The organism is Streptomyces roseirectus (assembly GCF_014489635.1).
In the GTDB taxonomy this organism is placed as follows: Bacteria; Actinomycetota; Actinomycetes; order Streptomycetales; family Streptomycetaceae; genus Streptomyces; species Streptomyces roseirectus.
The window spans coordinates 5,343,421-5,365,410 of sequence record NZ_CP060828.1 but is presented as its reverse complement, the minus strand read 5'-3'; the positions used below and the strand labels follow the sequence as shown (position 1 = coordinate 5,365,410).

The following is a 21,990-nucleotide window of genomic DNA, read 5'->3' as shown; positions in this document are numbered from 1 at the left end:
GCCGTCGATCCAGCCAGAGTTCACTCGTGTGGGTGACGAAGGAGAGGGGGCGGCCTCAGCTCGGCGTCCTCAGCTCAGCGTCCGCAGCGAGGCCGCGTCGAACGGCTTCAGCTCGTCGAAGCGGCCGTCGAGGACCTTCGCGGCCCACTCGGGGTCCTGGAGGAGGGCGCGGCCGACGGCGACGAGGTCGAACTCGTCGCGCTCGAAGCGGTCGAGGAGGTTGTCGAGGGACTTGACCTCGGAACCCTGGCCCGCGAACCCGTGGATGAAGTCGCCGTCGAGGCCGACGGAGCCGACGGTGATGGTGGGCTTGCCGGTGAGCTTCTTGGTCCAGCCGGCGAGGTTGAGGTCGGCGCCGTCGAACTCGGGGAGCCAGTACCGGCGCGTGGACGCGTGGAAGGCGTCGACCCCGGCAGCGGCGAGCGGCGTGAGGATCGCCTCCAGCTCCTCCGGCGTCTCGGCGAGGCGCGCGTCGTAGTTCTCGGACTTCCACTGCGAGAAGCGGAAGATCACCGGGAACTCCGGGGACACCGTCTCGCGCACGGCGGCCACGATCTCGGCGGCGAACTTCGTCCGGGCGACCGCGTCGCCCCCGTACGCGTCCGTGCGCCGGTTGGTGGTGCCCCACAGGAACTGGTCGAGGAGGTAGCCGTGGGCGCCGTGCAGTTCGATGCCGTCGAAGCCGGTCCGCTCGGCCGCCGCCGCGCTCTGCGCGAACGCGCCGATGACGTCGTCCAGGTCGCGCTGGGTCATCGTGTGGCCGTCGGCGGTGCCGTCGAGGCGGATGCCGGAGGGGCCCACCGCGGGCGCGCCCGCGTAGGGGGGCTGGCCGGGCTTGCGGACCATGCCGATGTGCCAGAGCTGCGGGACGATCGTGCCGCCGGCGGCGTGGACCGCGTCCGCGACCTTCGCCCAGCCCGCGAGCTGGTCCTCGCCGTGGAAACGGGGGACGCGGTCGCTCTCGCCCGCGGAGTCGTGGCCGACGTACGTGCCCTCCGTGACGATCAGGCCGACTCCCGCCGCCGCGCGGCGCGCGTAGTACGAGACGACGTCCTCGCCCGGGATGCCCTCCGGGGAGTGCATGCGGGTCATCGGCGCCATCACGATGCGGTTCGGGACGGTCAGGCCGTTGATCGTGACCGGTCGGGACAGGATCTCGGACGCGCGGGTGGGGCTGGCTGTCACGGACGGGCTCCCTGTGAAGTCGTCGATTGACCGATGGGTATGTGCACGCGCATGCGCATGCGTGGTCAGTGCAACCGGACCGCGGTCCGTGCCATTTCCGGGGGCGGGGAGAATGAGCTGTGATCCCTGACACCTTGCTTACGACCGCCGCGGCGCTGGAGCGCACGTCCGTTGTCGCGAACAACACGATGAACCGTGAGCGGGGGCTCGACGGTGTCAACAGTTACGCCCGTGAGCTGGGGTTCTCTCCGCTGGACGCGCTGGACGCGGAGAACTCGCTGGACGGGGCCGCGCCCGCCTGGCTCGATCTGTGCAGCGGGGAGGGGCTGGCGATGCGCCAGGCGGCGGAGCGGTTGCCGGTCGCCGCGCGGCTCACGGCCGTCGATCTCGTGGGGCCCCTGGTGCCTCGTCCGCTGCCGCCGCAGATGGAGGAGGTCGTGGGGTCGGTCTTCGCGTTCGCGCCCACGCGTGCGTACGACCTCATCACCTGCGTTCACGGGCTGCACTACGTCGGGGATCAGCTCGGGTTGCTCACGCGGATCGCCTCCTGGCTCGCGCCGGGGGGGGTGTTCGTCGGGCACTTCGACCCCGCGTCGATACGCGGGGTCCATGGGACCGACGGGGCGTGTACGACCCGTACGACCCTGAGGGCTCTCAGGGCCGCCGGGTTCTCGTACGCCTCGCATCGGCTGACCCTTAGGGGTGGGCGGGAGGTCGTGCTGCCGTTCCGGTATGTGGGGGCGGATGCGGAGGCGGGGGCGAATTACACCGGGCAGGCGGCGGTGGGGTCGCATTACGAGTACTACGGGGACTAGGGGTACTACGGGTTCAGTCGTTCGCGGACTTTCGTCGTCCTGTTGCGGGAGCGGACTCGTTCCCGCAACAGGGCTTCGGGGGTGGGGAGTTGGGTGTCCGTGGGGTGGCAGTCCCATTCCAGGCCGCCGCCGATGGGGCGGAGCTGGAGGTGGCCGTTGAGGTGGTCCATGACCTCGCCGATGCGGTTCGACCTCGTGTCCAGGACGTACGTGCCGATCTTCGTCATGCCGGCGTGGCTCCCGCTCGGGTCAGGGCGGCGGTCAGGCTGGTCGCGACGTCCACGTTGCAGCGGCCCAGGTCGAGGAGGTGGAACCGGGGGTCGCTGTGGGTGGCCGAGGTCTGGTCGACGCGGAGGGAGGGGAGCGTGATGCCCACGTCCGCGAGGGCGTCCCTCAGCCTCGTCAGCGCCTCGTCGATGGTCGGGGTGGGCTCCTCGCCCGGGGTCAGCTCCTTCATTGCGCACATCCTCTACACGCTGGGTGTTTCCGTTCACCACACAGCGTGGCGGCCCCTCTTCTAGCCTGGCTAGGGACAGCGCGCGTACAACTCCGGCTGCTGGAAAGGGAGTCAGGCTATGGCCAAACGTAAGGACCTCGACCCTTCTACTTCGTCCCGCGCGCTGGTGGGGGAGGAGTTGAAGCACGCGCGCGAGCGGAATGGGCTGAGTCAGACCGCGTTGGGCGCGATTCTGTTCGTGAGCGGGTCGTACGTGGGGCAGATGGAGGCCGGGATTCGGCGTATCCGCCCGGAGTTCGGCCCCCAACTGGATGACGCGTTGGGGACGGGCGACTTCTTCACGCGGACGACGAAGTCGATGGCCAAGTCCAAGTATCCGGACCACTTCGCGGAGGCGGTGGAGGCGGAGGCCGAGGCGACGGAGATCAGGGAGTACTCGCCCACACTCATCCCCGGCCTGTTGCAGACCGAGGCATACGCGAAGGCGGTGTTCCGCGCGTACAACCCGCTGGCGTCCGACGCCTCGATCGAAGAGGACGTGGCCCTCAGGCTGGAGCGGGCTCAGATCCTCGACAATCCAACAACCCCGGTGTTGTGGGTGATTCTGGACGAGGCTGTGCTTCGACGGCCGGTCGGCGGCCCTGCGGTGATGGCAGAGAACCTGTTCCACGTCGCGAAGTTGGCCCAGGAGCACAGGATCATCCTGCAGATCCTGCCGTTCTCCGTCGGGGCGCACCCTTCAATGGAGGGCTCCCTGAAACTCATGGCGTTCGAGGACGCTCCGCCGCTCTCCTTCGCCGAAGCCCCCGGCATGGGCAGGCTGTTGGACGACCCGGCCAAGGTCAACCAACACGCCATGCTGTTCAGCCTTCTCTCCGCAAGCGCACTCTCTCCGCAAGATTCATTGGCTCTGATCGAGTCGGTGGCAGAGGATTACGCGCATGAGGAACAGCACTGAGTACGACCTGGACAGCGCCACCTGGTACAGGTCCAGCTACAGCGGTGGCAGCGGGGGTAACTGCCTCGAAGTCTCCGACGGCCACCCCACCATCACCCCCGTCCGCGACTCCAAGCACCCCCACGGCCCCCATCTCCTCTTCCCCACCGAGACCTGGGCCGCCTTCATCGACGATCTCAAGCAGGCGTAACCCCCAACCGCTCCAGGGCGGATATTTTTCGGTCAAGTGGCCGGTTCAAGACAAGGGTTGCGGGCGGCGAGAACCCGCACACTCCCCCACACCCCCAAGTACCGATCTTGTGAACGCCTGTTCGGCGATCCGCAACGCCGTCATCGCGACCGGCACCGCAGCACTGACCATGCTCGTGGCGCCGGGCGCGATGGCCGACCCGGTGACGGACACCGGCACCACAGCGGCGGCGACGATCGAGAAGGCCACGGGGGCACAGGAACTCCTCAAGGGTTCCGGCACGTTGAGCGCGGACGGCGCCCAAGTCACCCTCCCCACCCGCGCCGACCAGCCCATCACCGCGACGAAGAGCGGCGACACGATCGCGCTCACCCTCCCGGCGACCGGCCCCGGCCCCGGCCCCGGCACGAAAGACGCGTCCAGCACAAGCGGCACAACCGTCTTCGCGGGCCACGAAACCGCCGTCACGACCGCCGCACAGGCCACCACGGACGGCGGCTTCCGCGCCCTGTTCACGCTGGAGAACGCGGACGCGCCCCGGCAGCAGTCGTTCAGGCTGACGCTGCCGGACGGGGCGAGCGCGCGGACGACCGCCGAGGGCGGCCTCGTCGTCTTCGACTCCACCGGCAAGATCCTCGGCGGCCTGGAGACCCCGTGGGCGAAGGACGCGAACGGCGTCGCCGTGCCGACGTCGTACGAGGTGGTCGGCGACACCGTCACGCAGACCGTCGCCCCGGGGCCCTCCACCGCCTACCCGGTCGTCGCCGACCCCAAGTGGACCTGGGGGATCATCAGCGGCACGGTGTACTTCAACAAGAAGGAGACCTCCCACCTCGCCGCCAACGCCGGCTTCGTGGCAGTCCTCTTCGCCGCCGCTCCGCCGCCGTTCGACGTGTACGGCGTCGTCAACTCGGCCAACATCTCCCGGGTGGCCTGGAACGCGGACTCCGACGGCAAGTGCGTCGAGGTGAAGGTGCCGACCTTCCTGCCGTACGAATACAAGGGCGGATACTGCAAGTAGGTCCGGTGTGCCACGGACGTACAGAAAGGTAGGGCGATGGACGCCTTTGGAGGGCCGGCCATCCTGGTGCTGGTCGCCGTCGTGATCGTCATGCTCAAGTACCGGCGCCGGGCGGCGGGGCGGCGTTCGCTGCTTCCGGTCAGCGGGACACCCGGTCGGATCGCCGTGGCCGTCGCCTTCGCGGTCGGCTGCGGCTGGGCCTGGGCCCAGGGGCCCTCGATCATCAACGCCGGTGTGCTGGGGCTGAGTCTGGCGCTTCTGGTCGGTGCGGCCGCCGAGTTCCTGGCCCGGCGGAACACTCAACACCGCTGATCCAGCACCCCTCTTCACGACCCCGCACACCCAACTCCAGTGTGCGGGGTCGAAGTTCTACCGGATGACGATCTGACCAATTCGCTCATTCGAGGGGCATTCGTCCGATTCATTCGGAGAGGGTGCTCGCGGACTGGACGATCTTGGTGGGCGAGTTCCGCCCGTCTTCGTCACGTCTGGAGAATCCATGCGACGTTCTGTGTTCAGGCCGCACGCCCGGGTGTTGGCCGTGGGACTGGCGCTCACCGCTGCCGCGCTGCTGCCCTCGGGGGCGGCCAACGCCGCCGACCAGTACGAGTGGGCCGCGCTCGGCGACTCGTACACCGCCGGCGGGTTCGTCGGGGACCCGCTGCCCGCGCTGGGGGATCCGGCGCGGGACGGGTGCGATCGGACATCCGGGGCGTATCCCGGGCTGGTCGAGCGGGAGTTGGAGGAGTTCCCGCCCGGCAAGGCCGTCCACCTGACCAACGTCAGCTGCGGCAACGCCACCATCAAGAACATCGGCGAGACCAAGCAGACGCCGATCAGCCCCGTGCAGCCGCCCGAGGGCGGGTGGGCCGAGGTCGACACGCAGGTCAAGCGGGCCAACCTCGACGCCGACACCGACGTCGTCACCATCGGCGTCGGCGGGAACAGCCTGCCGTTCGGGGACATCCTCGCCAAGTGCGTCGAGGAGGGGGCCCGCAACGGGTCCTGCCGCGAGTACTACACCAACCCCCCGGAGGGGGAGGAGAGCATCCAGGACAAGCTCGCCCGGGTCCAGGGCGAGTACATCGAGATGCTGGCGCAGGTGCACACCGCCGCCCCCAACGCCAAGATCATCACCGTCGGTTACCCGGCCGTCCTGCCGGAGGACGGCAGCGAGTGCAACCGCCTCCTCCCCACCGAACTCGGCCTGACCACCCACGCCGACGTCGACTGGCTCCGCGAGGACGTCCTCAAGAGGCTCAACCAGACGATCCAGACCGTCACGGACTTCTTCGGTGACCGCTACGTCGACGTCTACTCCTCCAGCGTCGGCCACGACGCCTGCCAGCCCGCCGACGAGAAGTGGGTCGAGGGGATCTGCGGGGACGCCGCCGAGTACTGGCCCGCGTCGCTGCCCGCCGCGAAGCTGCACTGCGGCCTCATCGGCAAGCGCGTGACGCTGGTCCACCCGAACGGGGACGGGTACGCCAACACCGCCAACCACGTCGAGCGCGCCATCCGGATCGCGTTGCTCGAACGCTGACGCTTGAGCCTCGGGGGGCCGGGAACACCCCGGCCCCCTCCGTCAGTGCGTCAGGTCCACCGTCGCCCGGCAGTGCGGGTCCTCCCCCGGCGCTTCCCACAACTCCCGCTCCCGCGACCGGGAGAACACCTCCGCGATCACGGCCGGTCCCGCCTGCGCGAGCCGCACGTCGCAGGCGATCACCCCCTGATCGTCCTGATGACGTACGTACAACCGCATCCGCGCCTCGCCCAGATACAGAAAGCCGACGAGCAGCGACTCGGCGCTCTCCCGCTCCTCGTACCCCGGCGCCGGACAGCTCAGCGCGGTCAGCAGCGTGTGCGCTCGGTCCTCCAGCCGTTCCTTGCCGGACGGCACGTCTCCGGAGAGCCGGATCAGCGGGGCGCCGAGGACGTCGTCCACCTGGCTGGAGGAGTAGATCCGCACCCCGCCCGCCTCGTGCCGGACCCAGCTGACGACCTCCCACGGGCCCAGCGTCTCGTCCTGCCGGAAGAGCGGCATCTCGTAGACGGCGTGCAGACCACCGGCGACCGTCTTCCGCCCACCGACCGCGACACGCACCACCGCCGTGCCGTCGGGCCCCGGCAGAACGCCACGGACCCTTGCCTTCCTCACGATCGGCGCCTGCGTGTAACGGATCAGCAGCCCCGTCACCTCGGCCTGCGCCACGGCCACTTCCCACGGCGTCGTCGCGGGCGTCTCCCTGTTCAGTACGTGAACCTGACGTTTGAGCTTCGAGGGTTGAGCTGTCTTTTTTTGAATGGGTGGCGGGTCTCAACCCGCCCTCCCACCCCGCCAGTTGACTTTTCGCGTTCAGGTTGCGACGGAACGTCAGTTGGCTCTACGGTGCTCCCATCGCTGCGGAAACGCGCAGAAACAGCGGCGGTTGTCACACTTAACAAGCTCCGGAACGCTTCGACCCCCGTCAGATGCTCACAACATCTGCGGGGGTCTGACCACCGGAGCTGCCCATTCCTAGCACGAAGGGCTCTCCCATGGCTGAGGCCAACTGTAGTACCCCCGTCCTGCCCGCGCACCCCATGGCCAAGCCGGGTTACGGGAAGCGGACCGCTCCTGGCCAACGCCGGGGCGAGGGCGTGGATTTCGGGCATCTGCATCCCCGTGATGCCGCCATCGCCGCGTACATCGACCGGCTTCCCGACGGGGCGGACATGTCCGTCAAGACGCTGGCCAAGACGACGCCGTACGGGCAGTGCGCGCTGCGGACCTCGCTCAACCGGATCCAGATCGCCGGGCACTTGAGGCGGGGACGGGAGCGGGTCGTCTCCGAGTGCGGGACCGAGCACTGGGTCACTCGGACGTGGTTCAGCCGGGCCGCGCGGGGGGACGAGTGGTGGGCCGCGTTCACGCGGGGGGGGATGTGCCGGGTGAGGAGCCCTCGCCGCCCACCCGTTCCCGCGCCGTCATCCTCCTCGCCGCGCTGGGCCGTGCCACGCCCTCGCTGTCCCTCTCCGCCGCCGAGTGCGCCCGTCTCGCTCCGCTGGTGGACGAGTGGTTCGCCCGCGGCGCCGGAGAGGAAACCATCCGCACCACCCTCACCGCCGGCCTCCCCTCCCCCATCCACTCCCCCGCCGCCCTCCTCCAACGCCGCCTCACCGACAAACTCCCACCGATTCCGGTCACACCGGTCGCTCCCCTGCGGATGCTGGAGTGCTCGGAGTGTGGGGCGCCGGGGGCACCTGAGGCGTTGCCCGGGGGCATGTGCCGGGCGTGCGGGGACGTGCCTCCGACGCCCGCAGGATCCCCGCACGCCCACAAGATCCACGCCCGCGCGAACGCGATCCGCAAGGCGATGGCGTCGCATCGGGCAAAGGCATGAACAAGGGCGAGCTGGAGATCAGGGCCTTCGGGGACGGCACGCACGCCTGCCTCCGCATGTGGCTGCCGCGCCGGTTCCTGGCCCTGTGCCCCGGTCACGACCTCTGCCCCGGGGTCGGCCTCAGGACAGAGGCCGACGGCGAGGGGCGTTACGTCCCGGACGGGGTCCTCGCACCGTCCGGGCACTTCGCCGGGCAGGGCGACTGGGCCGACCCCAGCGGCGTACTGCTGGCCCTGGAGATCACCTCTCGCGACCACCACACCAACCAACGCGCCCGCCTCGACAAGCCGTTCGGGTACGCGGAGGCCGGAATTCCCGTCTACCTCCTCGTCGACCGGAACAGCGCCTCGTCCACCGTGCACAGCGAACCCCTCAACGGCCGTTACCAGCAGGTCCGTTCCGTTCCCTGGGAAGCAGGCATCCGGGTTCCTCTCGGCTCCGGAGCAGGAGTTGTAACGCTCCCGCCCCTCCCCGCCAACTAACAGACGTACCGCCCGACTTGAAGGAGGCGCCTGTGGGTGGGACGGGAACGAGACGGGGTGGGCTCAGTGATCCGGAGGTGTTGGAGGGGTTCTATCGGCGGCATGTGGGGGCTGTGACCCGGTTCGTGGCTCGGCGGGTTGATGATCCGCACACCGTGGCGGATCTGGTGGCCGAGGTGTTTCTGGCCGTGCTGGATTCGGGGCATACGTATCGGGCTCGGTTGGGGAGTGAGACCGCCTGGCTGTATGGGATCGCTCGGAATGTCGTCTCGTCCGAGTACCGGCGCGTCGCCCGGGAGGCCGAGCGGGTGCGGCGGGTGTCGGGGCGGCGGCTGCTGGACGCGGACGACATCGCGCGGCTGGAGGACCAGTTGGACGCGGAGAGGCCGGGGCGGCGGGCGCTGGAAGTGCTCGCCGGGCTGCCCGAGGGGGAGCGGGCCGTCATGGAGTTGGTCGCCGTCGATCAGCTGAGCGTCGGGGAGGCCGCCGCCGCGTTGGGGATACGGCAGGTCACGGCGCGGGTGCGGCTGCACCGGGCGCGCAAGACGCTGCGCGGGGACGACATCGTCGTGGAACAGGCCGAAGTGCGGACCGTGGGAGGTGGGGCATGAGCTTCGAGGAGAGGTTGCTCGACGAGCTGAAGAGGGACGCCGTCCTGCGGGACGTCGCTCGTGTGCCGGTCCGGCGTCGGGTGGTGCGGCGGGGGCTGCTCGCGGGGGCGGTCTGCGCGGCCGTCGCCGTGGGATGGGCGGTGCTGCCGACGTCGTCCGACTCCGCCGCGTACGCCGTCGAGAAGAACTCGGACGGCAGTGTGACGCTGTCCGTGAAGGAGGCGGGGGGAGAGGAGGTCGCGCTGCGGCTGGTGTCCGTGCCGGAGGAGATCAGGCGGGGCGGGATGGCCGTCGACGTCGCGAGCGGGACGTGCGCGGACGATCCCGGGGATCCGATGCCGGAGTGGGTCGAGAACACGACCGGGCCCGACAAGGCCGTCCGGAAGTACCTGGCGTGGAAGGTGACGCTGAAGAGCGAGGGCGTCGCGCCGTATGTCGTCTGGGTGCGGGAGGACGACGGGAAGTTCGTGCCCTGCGTGCCCGACAAAAGCTGAACGCCCGAGGGCGGCACCCCAGTTGGGGTACCGCCCTCTGCGTTGTCCTGCCGATCTTCCGCTCTTGCGCGAGCAGAGGATCAGAAGTCCATGTCACCGCCCGGCATGCCGCCACCGGCGGGCGCGGCGGCCTTCTCCGGCTTGTCGGCGATGACGGCCTCGGTGGTGAGGAAGAGCGCGGCGATGGAGGCCGCGTTCTGCAGCGCGGAGCGCGTCACCTTCGCCGGGTCGATGATGCCCTCGGCGACGAGGTCGACGTACTCGCCCGTCGCGGCGTTCAGGCCGTGACCCGGGGTCAGGTTGCGGACCTTCTCCACCACGACGCCGCCCTCAAGACCGGCGTTGACGGCGATCTGCTTCAGCGGGGCCTCGAGGGCGAGCTTGACGGCCGCGGCGCCCGTGGCCTCGTCACCCTCCAGCTCCAGCTTCTCGAAGACCTGGGAAGCCTGCAGCAGGGCCACGCCACCACCGGCGACGATGCCCTCCTCGACGGCGGCCTTCGCGTTGCGGACGGCGTCCTCGATGCGGTGCTTGCGCTCCTTGAGCTCGACCTCGGTCGCGGCACCGGCCTTGATGACGGCCACGCCGCCCGCGAGCTTCGCCAGGCGCTCCTGGAGCTTCTCGCGGTCGTAGTCCGAGTCGGAGTTCTCGATCTCGGCGCGGATCTGGTTGACCCGGCCCGCGACCTGCTCCGAGGAGCCGGCGCCGTCGACGATCGTCGTCTCGTCCTTGGTGATGACCACCTTGCGGGCCTTGCCCAGCAGGTCGAGGGTGGTGTTCTCCAGCTTGAGGCCGACCTCCTCGGAGATCACCTCGCCGCCGGTGAGGATCGCGATGTCGTTCAGCATCGCCTTGCGGCGGTCGCCGAAGCCGGGGGCCTTGACGGCGACGGACTTGAACGTGCCGCGGATCTTGTTGACGACCAGGGTCGACAGGGCCTCGCCCTCGACGTCCTCGGCGATGATCAGCAGCGGCTTGCCCGACTGCATGACCTTCTCCAGGAGCGGGAGCAGGTCCTTGACGGAGCCGATCTTGGAGTTCGCGATCAGGATGTACGGGTCGTCCAGGGACGCCTCCATACGCTCCATGTCGGTCGCGAAGTACGCGGAGATGTAGCCCTTGTCGAAGCGCATACCCTCCGTGAGCTCCAGCTCCAGACCGAAGGTCTGGGACTCCTCGACGGTGATGACGCCTTCCTTGCCGACCTTGTCCATCGCCTCGGCGATCAGCTCGCCGATCTGCGTGTCGGCGGCGGAGATGGAGGCCGTGGAGGCGATCTGCTCCTTGGTCTCGACGTCCTTCGCCTGCTCCAGGAGGGCGCCGGAGACGGCCTCGACGGCCTTCTCGATGCCGCGCTTCAGGGCCATCGGGTTGGCACCCGCGGCGACGTTGCGAAGGCCCTCGCGGACCAGGGCCTGGGCCAGGACCGTCGCGGTCGTCGTGCCGTCACCGGCGACGTCGTCCGTCTTCTTCGCGACTTCCTTGACCAGCTCGGCGCCGATCTTCTCGTACGGGTCCTCCAGCTCGATCTCCTTGGCGATGGAGACACCATCGTTGGTGATCGTGGGGGCGCCCCACTTCTTCTCAAGGACGACGTTGCGGCCCTTGGGGCCGAGGGTGACCTTGACGGCGTCGGCGAGCTGGTTCATACCGCGCTCAAGGCCGCGCCGCGCCTCCTCGTCGAACGCGATGATCTTGGCCATGTGAAGTGGTCCCTCCAGGACTGGGGGTGAGTACCGCAGTGGACCGCGCCCGCGCCCGCGACGGACGGTTCCTGGCTCAGCGGTTCCTTGCCCCGCCCTCGCCGTGAACCTCACCGACTCGGTCCTTCGTTGTCACTCTCACTCGGAGAGTGCTAACGCCAATGATTAGCACTCGACCCCTGAGAGTGCAAGGCCGTATGGGTGGGATCAGGTCCTGGAGGGGGGTGGGGCGCGGATCGTGGGGGTGCCTGGGGTTCGTCGGCGGGTGCGGGTGCGTCGTGGCCGTTCGCGCAGTTCCCCGCGCCCCTGAAGGACTACGGGTGCGGCGCCGTTGTGGCTGGTCGCGCCCTGCGGCGGAGCCGCTGATCGGTACAGCCCCGCGTCCCTAACAGACTTCGGGTGCGGCGGCGGCACATGCCAAAAGACCCGCACCCTGGACAGATGCGGGTCTCCTGGTGGAATGTTCGTTCAGGCGGTGACGCGGACCATATCGGCCTGTGGGCCTTTCTGGCCCTGTGAGATCTCGAACTCGACGCGCTGGCCCTCTTCGAGGGTGCGGTAGCCGTCCATCTGAATGGCGCTGTAGTGGACGAATACGTCCGCACCACCGTCGACCGCGATGAAGCCGTACCCCTTCTCCGCGTTGAACCACTTGACGGTGCCCTGAGCCATGCCTAACTCCCCTATTACTGGCCCTTGCGCAGATCCACACTTCGTGGATCCGGGTCAGACCTCACCCCCCAGTCGATTGGGGGCGTGCGCCGGAACGCGTCGACCGCGGCTGAATGTATCTGTCCAACTGCCGTCTGCAACAGGTCAATCGGACGAGAATTCTGGACGCACACGATCCGGAATGTGGCGAGAATTCACCAGAATTCAGGGCAAGTCGGGCCGGACAAATGCCGTAAATGCCACGCAAGAGGCGCACACTTTGGCTACTTCTTGTCGGGTGTAAGGCAGAAATCAAGGGCCGCCGACAGGAGAAGCGGAAGCGGGTTCCCCAACCCTACCGCGTTCAATCACACAGAATTGCCCCCTCCGCTTCCGAGCGGAGGGGGCAATTCGATGAACAGTGGGTAATTTACCTTACTGAGGGTTACTGGAGGTAAGGCTCAGCCGCCCGCGACCGCCGGGATGATCGAGACGCCCGCGCCGTCCGGGGTCGCCGTGTCGAGCCCCTGCTCGAACCGCACGTCGTCGTCGTTGACGTACACGTTGACGAACCGCCGCAGCTTCCCCTGGTCGTCCAGGACCCGCGCCGAGATCCCCGTGTGGTTCTTCTCCAGGTCCGCGATGACCTCCCCGAGGGTCCCGCCCTCGGCGCTCACCTCGGCCTGCCCGCCCGTGTAGGTGCGGAGGATGGTCGGGATACGAACAGTGACGCTCATGCGAGGCCAGCCTCTCGGAAGGAGTCCAGGGTCGGACGGATGGTCGCGGTGAGGCCGGTGCCGGCCACCGCGTCGAGCGTCTTGAGGCCGTCACCGGTGTTCAGCACGACCGTCGTCAGGGACGGATCCAGCACCCCGGCCTCGATCAGCTTGCGCGTGACCCCGACGGTCACCCCGCCCGCCGTCTCCGCGAAGATCCCCTCCGTCCGCGCGAGCAGCTTGATCGCGTCGACGATCTGCTCGTCGGTCACGTCCTCCACCGCACCCCCGGTCCGCCGCGCGATGTCGAGCACGTACGGCCCGTCCGCGGGGTTCCCGATGGCCAGCGACTTGGCGATGGTGTCCGGCTTCTGCGGCCGTACGACGTCGTGCCCCGCCTTGTACGCGACGGACACCGGGCTGCACCCCTCCGCCTGCGCCCCGAAGATCTTGTACGGCTTGTCCGCGACGAGCCCCAGCTTGATCAGCTCCTGGAGCCCCTTGTCGATCTTCGTGAGCTGCGATCCGGAGGCGATCGGGACGACGATCTGGTCGGGCAGCTCCCAGCCCAGCTGCTCGCAGATCTCGTACGCCAGCGTCTTGGACCCCTCGGCGTAGTACGGCCGCAGGTTGACGTTGACGAAGCCCCAGCCCTCCCCCGCCGCGTCGCCGATCAGCTCGGAGCAGAAGCGGTTGACGTCGTCGTAGTTGCCCTCGATGCCGACCAGCTCGCCCCCGTACACGGCGGCCATGACGACCTTGCCCTGCTCCAGGTCGTGCGGGATGAACACGCACGAGCGCAGGCCCGCGCGGGCGGCGGCGGCGCCGACGGCACCGGCGAGGTTGCCGGTCGAGGAGCAGGAGAGGGTGGTGAACCCGAACGCGCGCGCCGCCTCCAGCGCCTGGGCGACGACGCGGTCCTTGAAGGAGTGGGTGGGGTTGCCGGAGTCGTCCTTGATGAACAGCTTGCCCGGGGAGACGCCGAGGGCGGCCGCGAGGTTGTCCGCCTTGACGAGTTTCGTCCAGCCGGGGTTGATGTTCGGCTTCTCGGCGACGTCGGCCGGGACGGGGAGGAGGGGGGCGTAGCGCCAGATGTTCGCGGGGCCGGACTCGATGCGGGCGCGCAGTTCCTCGGTGTCGTACGAGGTGAAGTCGTACGCGATCTCCAGGGGGCCGAAGCACTCCTCGCAGGCGAAGGAGGGGCCGAGGGGGACGCGGTGGCCGCACTCGCGGCAGCTCAGCGCTTGGGCGGGACCGAGGTCGACGGGGGTGTCAGCGGCGTTCTCGGCGGCGTTGTCAGCGGTGTCGTTGCTGGTCGCGATGGTCTGCACAGCCATGGAGGCGAGGCCCTTTCTCCTCATCTTCCTCACGACGCATCTCGCCGTGAGACGGATTTGGCACCTTCCCTAGCCGGGAGCCTCGCGGCGTGATCACGCACGAGACCGGCTGGAGGGTTGCCGGGGCTTCATCGGGCCGTATCCCTCTGCCCCTCTGGATGAGCGGTATGAAGTTATGAACGCGGTGGTCGGCGGGAGACCCTCGACATGCGATGGTCACCAGCGTTGTTCAAGACTGTAACCGAAGGCCACGACAGTTGAGATAGTCGTCCGAACCGCGAGATGGATCACACTGGGCAGTGTGACCGTGACAGTGAGGAGCCGCTGACTGTGCTGGAAGAAGTCGAGCGCTGGCTGGCCACCCGCTCCTGGTCGGTGACCGATCGCCCCCTGCACCGGATCATGGCCGCGAAACGGGCCTCGGGGCGGACCGTCTCCGTGGTCCTGCCGGCGCTGAACGAGGAGGCGACCGTCGGTGACATCGTCGCCGTCATCCGGCACGACCTGATGCGTCAGGTGCCGCTCGTCGACGAGCTGGTCGTCGTCGACTCCGGGTCCACGGACCGGACGGCGGCGGTCGCCGCGTCCGCCGGGGCGCGGGTCGTCCACCGGGACGCGATCCTGCCGCGCCTGCCCGCCGTCCCCGGCAAGGGCGAGGTGCTGTGGCGGTCCCTCCTCGTCACCTCCGGCGACATCGTCTGCTTCGTCGACGCCGACCTGCGCGACTTCTCCTCCGACTTCGTCTCCGGGATCGTCGGGCCGCTGCTGACCGATCCGGACGTCGATCTCGTCAAGGGCATGTACGACCGGCCCCTCGCGGGGGCCGCCGGGCAGGGGGGCCGGGTCACCGAGCTGATGGCGCGGCCCCTGCTGAACATGCACTGGCCCCAACTCGCCGGGTTCGTGCAGCCGTTGGGCGGTGAGTACGCGGCCCGGCGCAGTCTCCTCGAACAACTGCCGTTCCCCGTCGGGTACGGCGTCGAACTCGGCATGCTCGTCGACGCCCTCCACCTCGTCGGCCTCGACGCGCTCGCCCAGGTCGACATCGGCGTCCGCAAACACCGCCACCAGGACGGGCAGGCCCTCGGTCGCATGTCCGCCGCGATCTACCGCACCGCCCAACTCCGCCTCGCCCGAGGCCACTTGATCCGCCCTTCCCTGACCCAGTTCGAACGCGGCGACACCGGGTTCGAGGCACGTACGTACTCCGTCGACACGGAGGAGCGGCCACCGATGGTGGAGGTGGCGGAGTACGCGCGGCGGAAGGTGGCGTGATCGGCGGGTGGCGTGGGTGGCGTGGGTGGCTGGACCGCGGGCGGGTGGGGTAACCGGCTGAGCTGCGGGCGGATGGCGCCCCGCAGGAGGGGGCACGACGGCACCCCTCGGGCACACGGCCTGGCGACGCCCCACAAGAGGAGCAGCGTGTCAGCGGCCCGCACAGGCTGGCGGGCTGACGGGAGGCCGATGCCGTCACGGAACGCCGGCAGCGCTCCGCGCGGGCGGGTCAGTGTCCCGCCCACCTCCACTCCCCCTGGCCTCGTCCCCGATCCTGACCCCGGTCCCGGCCCGCCCGAGGCCGCTGTATACGACGTCTCCCGCCCCGCGACCGAACGTTTGAGCAGGGCGGTGGGTGGCTAGGTTCAGGCGTATGACGTTTGGTGCTTCGCGTGTGCTGGTTGCCTCCAACCGGGGGCCCGTCTCGTACTCGGTGGGGGAGGACGGCTCGCTGGTCGCCAAGCGGGGTGGGGGCGGTGTCGTATCGGGGCTCTCGGCGATCGACGCGGACGCGGGGGCGCTGTGGGTGTGCAGCGCGTTGTCGGACGGGGACCGGGAGGCCGTGCGGCGCGGGGTCGGTGAGCCGGGGACGCGGATGCTGGACATTCCGGCCGACGTGCACGCGGACGCGTACAACGGCATCGCGAACTCCGTGCTCTGGTTCGTTCATCACATGCTGTACCAGACGCCGTTGGAGCCCGTGTTCGACGGGGAGTTCCGGCGGCAGTGGGCGTCGTACGAGGCGTACAACCGGGCGTTCGCGGAGGCGCTGGCGGAGGGGGCGGCGGAGGGGGCCGCGGTACTCGTCCAGGATTACCACCTGTGCCTGGTCCCGGGGATGCTGCGGGCGTTGCGTCCCGACCTGAGGATCGGGCACTTCTCGCACACGCCGTGGGCTCCGCCGGACTACTTCGCGCTGCTCCCGAACGACATCCGCACGCAGCTCCTGACCAGCCTGCTCGCCGCCGACCGCCTCGGTTTCCTCACGCAGCGCTGGGCCGACGCCTTCACCGCCTGCTGTCCCGACGGCACGGGTACTACGGGTATCGGCATCCATCCCCTAGGGGCCGACGCCGACTTCCTGCGTGACCGCGCCGACCAGCCCGACGTCCGCGACCGGATCGCCTCACTCCGGGAGGAGATCGGGGACGGCCGCCTCACGATCGTCCGGGTCGACCGCACGGAGCTGTCGAAGAACATCGTCCGGGGACTCCTGGCGTACCGGCACCTGCTCGACACGCGCCCCGAGTGGCACGACCGCGTCGTCCACGTGGCCTTCGCGTATCCCTCCCGGCAGGACCTCAAGGTGTACCGGGATTACATGGACGAGGTCCAGCGCGTCGCCGACGAGATCAACTCCGTGTACGGCACGGCCACGTGGACCCCCGTACTCCTCCATCTCAAGGACGACTTCGCCCGCTCCCTCGCGGCGTACCGCCTCGCCGACGTCGCCCTCGTCAACCCCATCCGCGACGGCATGAACCTCGTCGCCAAGGAGGTCCCGGTCGTCTCCGACGACGGCTGCGCGCTGGTGCTCTCGCGGGAGGCGGGGGCGTACGGGGAGCTGCGGGACGACGCGATCACCGTCAACCCGTACGACGTCCTGGAGACCGCCGACGCCCTCCACGAAGCGCTCTCCATGCCCCGCGAGGAACGGGCCGAACGCACGAAGCGCCTCGCGGCGGCGGCCACCGCGCTCCCGCCGACCCAGTGGTTCCTGGATCAGCTCAACTCGTTGACCAGCTGATTCAGGAGTCGGACGACGCCGGCGGGGCCGTCTACGGTCAGGTCCGCGCGGGTCGTGAGGGCCGTGACCTCCTTGCTGCCGCTGCAGATGAGGAGGCCGGGGGTGCCTGTGGTCTCGCGGAGGGTCGTGACGGCGTCGAAGGCGGGGATGTCGCCCAGGTCGTCGCCCGCGTAGAGGATCGCCTCGGCTCCGGTCTCCTCGGCCAGGGTTGTCAGGGCCGCGCCCTTGTCCATGCCCGCCGGGCGGATCTCCAGGACCAGTCGGCCCGGTTCGACGATCAGGCCGTGGCGGGTGGCGAGGTCGGTGATCGGGGGGTTCAGGGCTTCCCAGAGGGCCTGTGGGTTCTTCGCGCGCCGCGTGTGTACCGCTACCGCCCTCCCCTTCTCCTCCACCCACGCGTCGGCTTCGCCCAGGACGCCGGGGAGTTCTCGGCGGACGTCGTCCAAGGCGGGGGGTGGGGGCGGGGCGGTGATCTGCCCCGTTCCCTGGTCCCAGCGTTCGGCACCGTAATGCCCCAGCACCGTCATCCCCGTGACGTCCTCGAACTCCCCGTACTTCACGGCCACTTCGGCCGGCCGGCCCGTGATCACGGCGATCCTCGCGCCGCGATCCGCCAGCACCTTCAGCGCGTCCACGGCTCCCGGGTACGGGCGTGAGTTCTCCGGGTTCTCCACGATGGGTGCGAGCGTGCCGTCGAAGTCGAAGGCGAGGAGGGAGCGGGACGGGTGCGTACGGATGGCGTCCAGGGCGGTCCGGGCTGTGGGGGTGAGGTGGGTACCCATGGAGTTGACGATAGAGGGTCGTGCGCGGGGGTGGGTGGGGCGCGATTCGTGGGAGGTGCCTGGGGTTCGTCGGCGAGCGCGGGCGCGTGGGGGCCGTTCGCGCAGTTCCCCGCGCCCCTAAAGGACTACGGGTGCGGCGCCGTCGTGGCTGGTCGCGCCCCGCGGCGGAGCCGCAGATCGGTACAGCCCCGCGCCCCTAAAAGACTGCGGGTGCGGCACCGTCATGGCTGGTCGCGCCCCGCAGCGGAGCCGCAGATCGGTACAGCCCCGCGCCCCTTACCGGCACCGCGCCTCCCAAGGCTGCGTCCGGAGAACTCCGTTTCGCTTTCCATGCCGGGTTCGGTGTCGTCTTTTCAGGGGCGCGGGGAACTGCGCGATCAGCCCCCACCGGCCTGCGGACCGGATACCTGCCGAACCCCCCACCCCCTACCGCTCCTCCCGTCGGCTCTCCCGGACCCGGCGGAGGCGGTTGATCGTCACCGGGTCTTCCGCCAGCGCACGCGTGTCGTCGAGGAGGGCGTTGAGGAGTTGGTAGTAGTGGACGGGGGACAGGCCGAGTTCTTCTCGGATGGCGCGTTCTTTGGCGCCGGGGCCGGGGAAGGGGCGGCGTTCGAGGGCGAGGATGTCGAGTTCGCGGGGGGTGAGGGGGTTGTCCGGCATGAGGGGGAGGGTAGCGGGCGGTCAGGACGCGGCGTTGTCGGCGGACATGGCGTCGGTTTCCAGCTTCCGCAGGACCGTGGCGGGGTTTCCGCCGGAGGCCACCGCTGCACCGATGCCCTGTTTGACCGTCGCCGCGACACTCGCCCAGGACGTCCGCCCCACGGGATACAGCTCGGAGAGCGGCAGCTGCGCGAGGAACGGTTCCAGCTCGCGGTCCTCGGCGGCCGTGGACATGACCTGGGACGCGGAGGAGGTCACCGGCAGCAGGTCGTACGTGCGGGAGAAGGTGAGCACGTTGTCCCGGTCGTAGACGAAGTCTAGGAAGCGGCCGATCTCGTCCCGGTGCCCGTGCCGGCGGAAGGCCGTCATCCAGTCGGCGACACCCATCGTGAGCGTCCGGGCACCCCCCTTGGACGGCATGGGGACCATCCCGTAGGAGACGCCCTTGTCGCGGGCGGCCTTCATGAGCGAGGGGTGCCCGATGAGCATGCCGACGTCGCCGGCGGCGAACGCGGAGAACGCCTGCGCCCGGTTGAGCTTGCCGGGCGCGACGGGCCCCGTCAGCCCCTTGTCGACGAGTTCGTCCTTGAGCCAGGTGAAGGTGTGGACGTTCTCGGTGGAGTCGAGGCTGTAGGTCCCGGCCGTCGAGGTGTACCCCCCGCCGCCGCTGAGCATCCACTGCATCGTCTCGGCCTGCGCCTCCTCGGGCCCGAGGGGCAGCGCGTACGGGTAGTCGACCCCGGCCCGCTTCAACTTGGCGGCGTCGGCGGCGAGTTCGTCCCAGGTGGTGGGCGCCTCGGCGATCCCGGCGGACGAGAAGAGCGCCTTGTTGTAGAAGAGGAGACGGGTGGACGCGGCGAAGGGCATCCCGTACTGCTGCCCGCGCACCTTGCCCGCGTTCGCGAGCTGGGAGACGAAGTCGGCCTGCGTGGAGATGGAGAGCAGGTCGCTGGCCTGGTAGAGGAGTCCCTTGGCGGCGTAGTCGGCGTAGGAGCCGATCTGGGCCATGTCGGGCGCGTCCCCGGCGTCGACCATCTCCTTGACCTCGCGGTCGACGTCGTTCCAGGAGTACACGCTGACCTGGACGTCGACGTCGGGGTGCTCCTTCTCGTACGCCTTGACGAGGTTCGCCCAGTACACCTTGGAGCTGTTGGCCGCGCTGTCGCCGTAGTCCGCGGCGACGAGTCTGAGGGTGACGTGATCCGAGTCGCCGCCGAGGACGCCGCACCCTCCGACCGTCACCGTCAAGCCCAACGCGGCCACAGCCCCGACCCAGCCCCTGTGTGTCACCGGTGTCCACTCCATGCAAGTTGTCCGATAGTCGGATCAAGGTCTACACCACCTGAGTGGACTAGACCTCTTCCGGGTCCTCGGCCACACTGTCACCGTGAGACATGTCATCGCCCTCGACGTGGGCGGCACCGCGATGAAGGGCGCCCTCGTCGGCGCGGACGGCGCGCTGCTGCACCGCGATCGCAGGCCCACGGCGCGCGAGCGGGGGCCCGAGGCGGTGATCGAGGGGATCCTCGGTTTCGCGGACGACCTGCGCGCGTACGGCGTCCAGCACCTCGGCGGGCCCGCGCTGGCCGCCGGTCTCGCCGTCCCCGGCATCATCGACGAACCCCACGGGGTCGCCGTCTACGCCGCGAACCTCGGCTGGCGCGACGCTCCCCTGCGGGCGCTGCTCGCGGACCGTGTCGGCGCGCCGGCCGCGCTCGGGCACGACGTCCGCACGGGCGGCCTCGCGGAAGGGCGGCTCGGCGCCGCCCGCGACACCCCCCGCTTCCTCTTCCTCGCCCTCGGCACCGGTATCGCCGGCGCGCTCGGCACCCCCGCCGGCATCGAGCCCGGCGCCCACGGCTCCGCCGGCGAGATCGGCCACGTCGTCGTCCGCCCCGACGGCCTCCCCTGCCCCTGCGGCCAACACGGCTGCCTGGAGCGGTACGCCTCGGCGGCGGCCGTCTCCGAAGCCTGGGCGCGGGTGTCCGGGGGCGGCGACGCCGCCGACTGCGCGAAGGCGGTGGACGCGGGCGACGAGCGGGCCCGGGAGGTCTGGCACCGGGCGATCACCGCGCTGGCCGACGGCCTCATGACCGCGATCACCCTCCTGGACCCCGCGACGATCGTGATCGGCGGCGGCCTCGCGGAAGCGGGCGACACCCTCTTCACCCCCCTGCGCGAGGCTGTCAGCCGGCGGGTGACGTTCCAACACCTGCCCAAGATCACCCCGGCGGCCCTGGGCGACACGGCAGGCTGCCTGGGAGCGGGCCTGATGGCATGGGATCTTCTGAGGAAGACGGACGGCATGGAGGAAACGCCGTGATGGCAGCAGAGTCGACGGTCCTCACCGGCGCACAGGTGGTCCTCCCCTCGGGAACCGGCGTTCAGGACCTCGCCGTGCACGGCGCGCGCATCACCGCCGCTCCCCCGCCGGACGCCCGGCGCCTCGACCTCACCGGCCACTACCTCATCCCCGGCTTCGTCGACCTGCACAACCACGGCGGAGGCGGAGCCTCGTTCTCCGGCGGCCCCGAGGCCGTGCGCAAGGCGCTGCACACGCACCGCACCCACGGCACGACGACCCTCGTCGCCTCGACGGTGACGGACGACATGGACGTCCTCACCCGACAGGCGGGCGTACTCAGCGAGTTCGCCGAGGACGGGGAGATCGCCGGCATCCACTTCGAGGGCCCGTTCATCTCGCCGTGCCGCAAGGGCGCCCACTCCGAGGCGCTGCTGCGGCATCCGGACCCGGCGGACGTCCGGAAGCTGATCGACGCGGCGCGCGGGCAGGCCAGGATGGTCACCCTGGCCACCGAACTCCCGGGCGGCATCGACTCGGTGAGGCTCCTCGTCGAGCACGGGGTGATCGCCGCGATCGGCCACACGGACGCGACGTACGAGCAGACGAGGGAGGCGATCGAGGCGGGCGCGACGGTGGCGACGCACCTGTTCAACGCGATGCCCCCGCTGGGCCACCGAGCGCCGGGACCGGTCGCCGCGCTCCTCGAAGACCCCCGCGTGACCGTCGAGTTGATCAACGACGGCACCCATCTCCACCCGGCGGCACTGGAGTTGGCGTTCCGGCTGGCCGGCGCGGAGCGCGTCGCGTTCATCACGGACGCGATGGACGCGGCCGGCATCGGCGACGGCCGATACCTGCTGGGCCCGCTGGAGGTCGACGTCGCAGGCGGCGTCGCACGGTTGACGGAGGGCGGCGCGATCGCGGGCTCGACGCTGACGCTGGACCGCGCGTTCAAGCGGGCGGTGACCGTCGACGGCATCACGGTCGAGGACGCCGTCCAGGCGCTGTGCGTCAACCCGGCCCGCCTGCTGGGCCGTTGGGACGAGATCGGTTCCCTGGAGCCCGGCAAGTTCGCGGACGTCCTCGTCCTGGACCAGAACTTCGACCTCAAGGGCGTGATGAGGCAGGGCAGTTGGGTAAAACCCCTCCAACTGGCGTGAGCCGAGCGGCTGTCACTCACCCGCGGGCTGGGCGGGGCCCCGTCTCTTTGGCATGATC

At 69.8% G+C, this 21,990-nt stretch carries 24 protein-coding genes, 1 pseudogene and 1 riboswitch; of the genes and pseudogenes, 14 read left to right on the top strand and 11 right to left on the bottom strand.

Annotation, left to right across the window (positions count from 1 at the left end; genetic code table 11):
* Window positions 1-69 precede the first annotated feature (69 nt).
* Window positions 70-1,185, bottom strand: coding sequence for an NADH:flavin oxidoreductase (locus IAG44_RS22810; RefSeq protein WP_187748921.1), 1,116 nt, complete (start codon window positions 1,183-1,185; stop codon window positions 70-72).
* Between the two features lie 119 nt (window positions 1,186-1,304).
* Between IAG44_RS22810 and IAG44_RS22805 the strand changes: the two genes are divergently transcribed.
* Entirely contained in the window at window positions 1,305-2,000 is a 696-nt protein-coding gene (locus IAG44_RS22805; protein WP_246561990.1) for a class I SAM-dependent methyltransferase, read from the top strand.
* Window positions 2,001-2,005: 5 nt separating this feature from the next.
* Here IAG44_RS22805 and IAG44_RS22800 read toward each other — a convergent pair whose 3' ends face one another.
* Together IAG44_RS22800 and IAG44_RS22795 are read right to left on the bottom strand one after the other, a co-directional pair.
* Window positions 2,006-2,227, bottom strand: a complete 222-nt coding sequence (locus IAG44_RS22800) for a hypothetical protein (RefSeq protein ID WP_187748920.1) — start codon at window positions 2,225-2,227, stop codon at window positions 2,006-2,008.
* A complete protein-coding gene (locus tag IAG44_RS22795; protein WP_187748919.1) occupies window positions 2,224-2,457 on the bottom strand; it encodes a hypothetical protein in 234 nt (77 codons plus the stop codon). The genes IAG44_RS22800 and IAG44_RS22795 overlap by 4 nt, the downstream gene beginning before the upstream one ends.
* A gap of 118 nt (window positions 2,458-2,575) precedes the next feature.
* On the opposite strand from IAG44_RS22795, the gene IAG44_RS22790 reads away from it, so the two are divergent.
* The 5 genes from IAG44_RS22790 to IAG44_RS22770 all read left to right on the top strand — a co-directional run bounded on the left by IAG44_RS22790 (window position 2,576) and on the right by IAG44_RS22770 (window position 6,169).
* Window positions 2,576-3,415: a helix-turn-helix domain-containing protein gene (locus IAG44_RS22790; RefSeq protein WP_187748918.1), complete on the top strand. Its 840-nt coding sequence runs from the start codon at window positions 2,576-2,578 to the stop codon at window positions 3,413-3,415.
* Window positions 3,399-3,605, top strand: a complete 207-nt coding sequence (locus IAG44_RS22785; RefSeq protein WP_187748917.1) for a DUF397 domain-containing protein — start codon at window positions 3,399-3,401, stop codon at window positions 3,603-3,605. Before IAG44_RS22790 ends, IAG44_RS22785 begins: the two co-directional genes overlap by 17 nt.
* Window positions 3,606-3,714: 109 nt before the next feature.
* The gene (locus IAG44_RS22780) at window positions 3,715-4,626 is read left to right on the top strand and encodes a hypothetical protein (protein ID WP_187748916.1); all 912 of its coding nucleotides are present in this window, start codon (window positions 3,715-3,717) and stop codon (window positions 4,624-4,626) included.
* A 36-nt stretch (window positions 4,627-4,662) separates the two neighbouring features.
* A complete protein-coding gene (locus IAG44_RS22775; RefSeq protein WP_187748915.1) occupies window positions 4,663-4,938 on the top strand; it encodes a hypothetical protein in 276 nt (91 codons plus the stop codon).
* A 187-nt stretch (window positions 4,939-5,125) separates the two neighbouring features.
* Complete coding sequence (locus IAG44_RS22770; protein WP_187748914.1) at window positions 5,126-6,169, top strand: SGNH/GDSL hydrolase family protein; 1,044 nt, start codon at window positions 5,126-5,128, stop codon at window positions 6,167-6,169.
* 42 nt (window positions 6,170-6,211) lie between these two features.
* Here IAG44_RS22770 and IAG44_RS22765 read toward each other — a convergent pair whose 3' ends face one another.
* Window positions 6,212-6,838, bottom strand: a complete 627-nt coding sequence (locus IAG44_RS22765; protein ID WP_187748913.1) for a hypothetical protein — start codon at window positions 6,836-6,838, stop codon at window positions 6,212-6,214.
* A gap of 371 nt (window positions 6,839-7,209) precedes the next feature.
* Between IAG44_RS22765 and IAG44_RS22760 the strand changes: the two are divergent.
* The 4 genes and pseudogenes from IAG44_RS22760 (at window position 7,210) to IAG44_RS22745 (ending at window position 9,596) form a co-directional block, all read left to right on the top strand.
* Window positions 7,210-8,009: pseudogene (locus IAG44_RS22760) on the top strand (hypothetical protein).
* Window positions 8,006-8,491, top strand: coding sequence for a Uma2 family endonuclease (locus IAG44_RS22755; RefSeq protein ID WP_187748912.1), 486 nt, complete (start codon window positions 8,006-8,008; stop codon window positions 8,489-8,491). Before IAG44_RS22760 ends, IAG44_RS22755 begins: the two are co-directional and overlap by 4 nt.
* Window positions 8,492-8,523: 32 nt before the next feature.
* Window positions 8,524-9,102 (top strand): RNA polymerase sigma factor, encoded by a 579-nt coding sequence (locus IAG44_RS22750; protein ID WP_246561988.1) that lies wholly within the window; start codon window positions 8,524-8,526, stop codon window positions 9,100-9,102.
* Window positions 9,099-9,596: a hypothetical protein gene (locus IAG44_RS22745; RefSeq protein WP_187748911.1), complete on the top strand. Its 498-nt coding sequence runs from the start codon at window positions 9,099-9,101 to the stop codon at window positions 9,594-9,596. Before IAG44_RS22750 ends, IAG44_RS22745 begins: the two co-directional genes overlap by 4 nt.
* Before the next feature lie 80 nt (window positions 9,597-9,676).
* On the opposite strand, the gene groL is transcribed toward IAG44_RS22745, so the two are convergent.
* The 4 genes from groL to thrC form a co-directional block, all read right to left on the bottom strand.
* Window positions 9,677-11,299 carry a chaperonin GroEL gene (gene groL / locus IAG44_RS22740; RefSeq protein WP_187748910.1) on the bottom strand — a complete coding sequence of 541 codons (1,623 nt, stop codon included), beginning with the start codon at window positions 11,297-11,299 and terminating at the stop codon, window positions 9,677-9,679.
* Window positions 11,300-11,767: 468 nt separating this feature from the next.
* Entirely contained in the window at window positions 11,768-11,971 is a 204-nt protein-coding gene (locus IAG44_RS22735; RefSeq protein WP_004986573.1) for a cold-shock protein, read from the bottom strand.
* 440 nt (window positions 11,972-12,411) lie between these two features.
* On the bottom strand, window positions 12,412-12,687 hold the full coding sequence (locus IAG44_RS22730; protein ID WP_187748909.1) for a MoaD/ThiS family protein: 276 nt from the start codon (window positions 12,685-12,687) through the stop codon (window positions 12,412-12,414).
* The gene (gene thrC / locus IAG44_RS22725; protein ID WP_246561986.1) at window positions 12,684-14,003 is read right to left on the bottom strand and encodes a threonine synthase; all 1,320 of its coding nucleotides are present in this window, start codon (window positions 14,001-14,003) and stop codon (window positions 12,684-12,686) included. Before thrC ends, IAG44_RS22730 begins: the two co-directional genes overlap by 4 nt.
* A 17-nt stretch (window positions 14,004-14,020) precedes the next feature.
* Window positions 14,021-14,168: riboswitch (SAM riboswitch) on the bottom strand.
* Between the two features lie 165 nt (window positions 14,169-14,333).
* Between thrC and IAG44_RS22720 the strand changes: the two genes are divergently transcribed.
* Window positions 14,334-15,278: a glucosyl-3-phosphoglycerate synthase gene (locus IAG44_RS22720; protein ID WP_187748907.1), complete on the top strand. Its 945-nt coding sequence runs from the start codon at window positions 14,334-14,336 to the stop codon at window positions 15,276-15,278.
* Between the two features lie 373 nt (window positions 15,279-15,651).
* Complete coding sequence (locus IAG44_RS22715; protein ID WP_187748906.1) at window positions 15,652-17,025, top strand: alpha,alpha-trehalose-phosphate synthase (UDP-forming); 1,374 nt, start codon at window positions 15,652-15,654, stop codon at window positions 17,023-17,025.
* Here the strand turns inward: IAG44_RS22715 and otsB are convergent.
* The 3 genes from otsB to IAG44_RS22700 all read right to left on the bottom strand — a co-directional run bounded on the left by otsB (window position 17,001) and on the right by IAG44_RS22700 (window position 19,757).
* Complete coding sequence (gene otsB, locus IAG44_RS22710; RefSeq protein WP_187748905.1) at window positions 17,001-17,807, bottom strand: trehalose-phosphatase; 807 nt, start codon at window positions 17,805-17,807, stop codon at window positions 17,001-17,003. The genes IAG44_RS22715 and otsB overlap by 25 nt on opposite strands.
* A 426-nt stretch (window positions 17,808-18,233) precedes the next feature.
* On the bottom strand, window positions 18,234-18,467 hold the full coding sequence (locus IAG44_RS22705) for a DUF3263 domain-containing protein (protein ID WP_187748904.1): 234 nt from the start codon (window positions 18,465-18,467) through the stop codon (window positions 18,234-18,236).
* A 21-nt stretch (window positions 18,468-18,488) separates the two neighbouring features.
* Window positions 18,489-19,757, bottom strand: a complete 1,269-nt coding sequence (locus IAG44_RS22700) for an extracellular solute-binding protein (RefSeq protein ID WP_246561985.1) — start codon at window positions 19,755-19,757, stop codon at window positions 18,489-18,491.
* A gap of 97 nt (window positions 19,758-19,854) precedes the next feature.
* Between IAG44_RS22700 and IAG44_RS22695 the strand changes: the two genes are divergently transcribed.
* Complete coding sequence (locus IAG44_RS22695; protein ID WP_187748902.1) at window positions 19,855-20,790, top strand: ROK family protein; 936 nt, start codon at window positions 19,855-19,857, stop codon at window positions 20,788-20,790.
* Window positions 20,790-21,932, top strand: a complete 1,143-nt coding sequence (gene nagA, locus IAG44_RS22690) for an N-acetylglucosamine-6-phosphate deacetylase (RefSeq protein ID WP_187748901.1) — start codon at window positions 20,790-20,792, stop codon at window positions 21,930-21,932. Before IAG44_RS22695 ends, nagA begins: the two co-directional genes overlap by 1 nt.
* Window positions 21,933-21,990 lie beyond the last annotated feature (58 nt).